Raw genomic sequence first — 4,191 nt, forward strand, 5'->3', positions numbered from 1 at the left:
CGCGCTGACCTGGTCGTCCAGCAGCAGCTTCGTGTCGTGCAGCAACCGCCCGATCAGCGTGCTCTTGCCATCGTCCACGCTGCCGCAGGTGATGAACCGCAGCAGCCCCTTGGCCTCGTGCTGCTCCAGGTACGCGGCCACAGCCGCTTGCGCGGCCTCGTCTCCCATCTCCCGTCTCCCGTCTCCCGTCTTCAAAAGTAGCCTTCCTGCTTCTTCTTCTCCATCGAGGCGGCCGGATCATGGTCGATCACCCGGCCCTGGCGCTCGGAGGTGGTGGCCACCAGCATCTCGGCAATGACCTTCTCCAGGGTGTCGGCCCCGGACTCGATCGCCCCGGTCAGCGGATAGCAGCCCAGGGTGCGGAAGCGCACCTTCTTGGTCATCGGGGTCTCGCCCTGGCGCAGCGGCAGCCGCTCGTCGTCCACCAGGATCAGGGCGCCATCGCGCTCGACCACCGGGCGCGGCGCGGCCAGGTACAGCGACGGCACCGGAATACCCTCGCGGTAGATGTACAGCCACACGTCCAGCTCGGTCCAGTTGGAGATCGGGAACACCCGCACCGACTCGCCCTTGTGGATGCGCGTGTTGTACACGTTCCACAACTCCGGGCGCTGGTGCTTGGGATCCCAGCGGTGCCGGGCGTTGCGGAAGCTGAAGATGCGCTCCTTGGCCCGCGACTTCTCCTCGTCGCGGCGGGCCCCGCCGATGGCCGCGTCGAACCCCCAGTGGTCCAGCGCCTGCTTCAGCGCCTGGGTCTTCATCACGTCGGTGTGGACCGTGGCCCCGTGGCTGATCGGCCCGATCCCCTGGGCCAGCCCGTCCGGGTTGGTCCAGGTGCGCAGCTCCACCCCGGTCTGCGCCGCCCGCTGGTCGCGGAAGGCGATCATCTCGCGGAATTTCCACGTGGTGTCCACGTGCAGCAACGGGATCGGCGGCCGGGCCGGATGGAAGGCCTTGAGCAGCAGGTGCAGCAGCACCGAGCTGTCCTTGCCCACCGAGTACAGCATCACCGGGTTGGCGAACCCGGCCGCGACCTCGCGCAGGATGTGGATGCTTTCGGCCTCGAGGCGGTCGAGGTGGGACAACGCCCTTGGATCTTCCTTCAAGAATATCTTCCCTGGAACACTAGAACGGCCAGAAGTAGGGGATGGCGTACAACACTGCCGTGCCCACCACCAACGACAAAGGCAATCCCAGGCGGACGTAGTCGGTGAAACGATAACCGCCGGGACCGTAGACCATCATATTGGTTTGGTATCCAATCGGGGTGATGAAACCGGCCGAGGCGCCGATCATCGTGGCGATGACGAAGGGCATCGGGTCCGAGCCGAGCTGCGCCGCCGATGCCATTGCGATCGGGAAGATCAGTACGGCCGCGGCGTTGTTGGTGATCAGTTCGGTGAATATCACGGCGGCGACATAGACCAGCACCAAGGTCCTGAACGGATCGCCTCCTGACCAGGCAAGGAGGTGCGATGCGGCGACCGCGGCGACTCCGCTGCGCTCCAAGGCCGCACCCAGGGCGAATGAGCACGCGATGACCGCGATCAGCCGCAAATCCACGCTGCGTCGAAGCTCCAGTACGTGAACGCAGCCGGCCAACAGTACCAGCAGTGCGGCGACCAATGCAGACACCAGGATGTCGACGTCGAAGACGGTGTTGGCCACCACCATCAGTCCGATTACGGCCAAGGCGGTCAGGGCCCTGGGGCGGTCGACCCGGGCTGCCCCGTCGATTTCGTTGACGATCAGGAAATCGGACGTATTCGCGTGGCGTTGTGCGAAACCACCGTCGGTCTCCAGAAGCAGGGTATCGCCCGCCTGGAGCACGAGCTCGCCCAGCTTGCCGTGGAGGCGGGTACCCCGTCGGGCCACCGCAATCACGGCTGCGTTGTAGCGGCTGCGGAATGCCGATTCGACCAGGGTCCTGCCTACCGCCGGCGAATAGGCAGACATCACTACTTCCACCAGCTTCCGCTGGCCACCGGCGTCATCGATCTTGAAACACTGGTCGGTGGCGGGGCGCAGTCCGGGCACGCGACGCAATTCACGCACGGCATCGGTTGCGCCGATGAACACCAGGCGATCGCCGCCGGACAGCTGTTGTCCCGGTGCCACAGCGACGTGCAGCTCGCCCGCGCGGACGAGTTCGACCAGGAACGACCCTTCCAGTTGGCGCAACCTGGCGTCGCCGATGGTCTTGCCGTCCACGGGACCATCGGCTTCGACCATCATCTCCACCACGTATTCGTGCGTGTCCGAGGCCTGATCGAATGCCGACCTGCGATCGGGCAGGAACCAGCGGCCCGCCAGCAGGAGGAAACTCCCTCCCGCAACGGCTGCGACTGCGCCGACGCCCAATGGAGTGAACATCGTCAGTGCCGGCATTCCTTCTTGCTGGAGGACCAAGCCTGCCACGATGAGGTTGGTGCTCGTGCCCACCAAGGTGCACATGCCCCCGAGCACAGTGGCGTAGTTCATTGGGAGAAGCAGCTTTGAAGGCGCGATATGGCTACGCCGGCCCCAGTGTTCGATCGCCGAGGTGAGCATCGCCACGATAGGGGTGTTGTTGATGAATGCCGACAAGGGCGCGGTAATGACGATCAACCTGGCGCGTGCCTTGCCCTCGCCACGTGGCCGGCCCAGCACCCAGTCGCCGATCCAGCGGATCGCACCCGTGGACTTCAGCGCTGCAACGAGGACGAAGAGGACGGCGACCGTCAGCACCCCTGGATTCCAGAACCCGGCCAGCGCTTCGCGTGGACCTAGGATGCCGCTGGCGATCAGCACCGCTACCGCACCCATCAGGACCTTGTCCGGGGTAAACCGCTCCCAGAGCAGGAGTCCGAGCGTCGCCATCACGACACCGATCGTCAGCCATCCTTGCCAATCCAGTGCTGCCATCGACTTCCTCTTCGGCCCGGTTCCTCGCCCCGGGGCAGGCAGGCGGGGCGGTCATGATAGATGAGCAAAGCAGGGCAATAACGGGCGTCCCACAGTACAGTGACCCTGGTTCGCATAGTGTCGCCCCGACTCCGGGCTGATAGTATTGATTAACAATACTAACGCGCAATGGTAGTATCCTCCCGATGGCGATCAAGTCGTTTCGCGACAAGCGCACGGCGGCCCTGTTCCTTGGCTTGCCGGTCAAGGGATTGCCGCATGAGCTCAGGAAGCGGGCGCGGATCAAGATGGCGATCCTGCATCGGGCCGGTGGGCTGGACGACTTGAGGGTTCCGCCGGGCAATCGATTGGAAGCCTTGAAAAGGGATCGGGCAGGGCAATACAGCATCAGGGTCAACGATCAGTTCCGGTTGTGTTTCCAGTGGACTGGCACGGACGCCGAGAACGTTGAGCTGGTGGACTATCACTGAGGAGATGACCATGGCGATTCGCATGGAAAACCTGACGGACCTGGACTTCTCCGACCTTCTGGAGACTGGCGGGCGCCGGGTGGGGGTACCCCATCCCGGGGAGATTCTGCTCCACGAATTCCTCGAGCCCATGGGGATCACCCAGTACCGGCTTGCCAAGTCGATTGGCGTGCCGCAAAGGCGCATCGGTGAAATCGTCATCGGCATCCGCGGGGTGACCGTGGATACCGGGCTGCGCCTGTCGCGTTTCTTCGGGATGAGCGAAGGTTTCTGGACGGGGCTGCAGGTCGACTACGACGCGGCCCAGGTCAAGCGAAAGATCGGAAAAGTGCTCGACAAGATCGAGCCCTGGAAGCCGGCCCAGGCCGCCTGAACGAAAAAAGGCCACCGCGAGGTGGCCTTTTCATTCGATCTGGTGGGCGGTGCAGGGTTCGAACCTGCGACCCTTGCCGTGTGAAGGCAATGCTCTACCGCTGAGCTAACCGCCCGATGGGTGACGCGAGCCGCGTAGTTTACGGGCTACCGGCGCTTGCGATCAATACGCGCGGCATTGCAGGAAGCGCACGGGGATGGCGCTGTCGGGCGGATGGCGGATCTGCAGGCGCGAGGCGGCCAGGTCCGGGTCGGGCTCGAGCAGCGGGCAGATGCCGGCGCGCGGGTCGAATTCGTCGCTGTCGGTGACCACCAGCAGGGTGGACTCGGCCGGCCAGCTCGCGCTGGTCACGTGCGGCAGGGAAGCCACGGCGCCGGCGATGGCCTGGCGGCGCTGTTCGACGGTGCGGGCGGGGGTGGCGGGGGGCTGGAGGGGGGGTGGGGT

General features: G+C 64.9%; 5 protein-coding genes and 1 tRNA gene. 2 read left to right on the forward strand and 4 right to left on the reverse strand.

Annotated features, from left to right (window positions below):
* Nucleotides 1-191 precede the first annotated feature (191 nt).
* Both cysD and QAA18_RS11510 read right to left on the reverse strand, forming a co-directional pair.
* Entirely contained in the window at nucleotides 192-1,085 is an 894-nt protein-coding gene (gene cysD, locus QAA18_RS11505) for a sulfate adenylyltransferase subunit CysD (RefSeq protein ID WP_279413110.1), read from the reverse strand.
* A 40-nt stretch (nucleotides 1,086-1,125) separates the two neighbouring features.
* Nucleotides 1,126-2,904: an SLC13 family permease gene (locus tag QAA18_RS11510; RefSeq protein WP_279413111.1), complete on the reverse strand. Its 1,779-nt coding sequence runs from the start codon at nucleotides 2,902-2,904 to the stop codon at nucleotides 1,126-1,128.
* Nucleotides 2,905-3,089: 185 nt separating this feature from the next.
* Here QAA18_RS11510 and QAA18_RS11515 point away from each other — a divergent pair, with 185 nt between their 5' ends.
* Nucleotides 3,090-3,374, forward strand: coding sequence for a type II toxin-antitoxin system RelE/ParE family toxin (locus QAA18_RS11515; protein WP_279413112.1), 285 nt, complete (start codon nucleotides 3,090-3,092; stop codon nucleotides 3,372-3,374).
* A gap of 10 nt (nucleotides 3,375-3,384) precedes the next feature.
* Nucleotides 3,385-3,747 (forward strand): HigA family addiction module antitoxin, encoded by a 363-nt coding sequence (locus QAA18_RS11520; RefSeq protein ID WP_279413113.1) that lies wholly within the window; start codon nucleotides 3,385-3,387, stop codon nucleotides 3,745-3,747.
* 40 nt (nucleotides 3,748-3,787) lie between these two features.
* On the opposite strand, the gene QAA18_RS11525 is transcribed toward QAA18_RS11520, so the two are convergent.
* Nucleotides 3,788-3,862: transfer RNA gene (locus QAA18_RS11525), tRNA-Val, on the reverse strand.
* Between the two features lie 47 nt (nucleotides 3,863-3,909).
* Nucleotides 3,910-4,191, reverse strand: a 282-nt coding sequence (locus tag QAA18_RS11530) for a hypothetical protein (RefSeq protein WP_279413114.1), incomplete at its 5' end; no start/stop codon positions are given.

It is taken from the genome of Luteimonas sp. 8-5, assembly GCF_029763755.1.
Taxonomy (GTDB): domain Bacteria; phylum Pseudomonadota; class Gammaproteobacteria; order Xanthomonadales; family Xanthomonadaceae; genus Cognatiluteimonas.

Excerpts from the sequence above, each read along its gene's own strand:
- QAA18_RS11520 (WP_279413113.1), top strand. The coding sequence starts at position 3,385 with ATGGCGATTCGCATGGAAAACCTGACGGACCTGGACTTCTCCGACCTT.
- QAA18_RS11515 (WP_279413112.1), top strand. The coding sequence starts at position 3,090 with ATGGCGATCAAGTCGTTTCGCGACAAGCGCACGGCGGCCCTGTTCCTT.
- QAA18_RS11510 (WP_279413111.1), bottom strand. The coding sequence starts at position 2,904 with ATGGCAGCACTGGATTGGCAAGGATGGCTGACGATCGGTGTCGTGATG.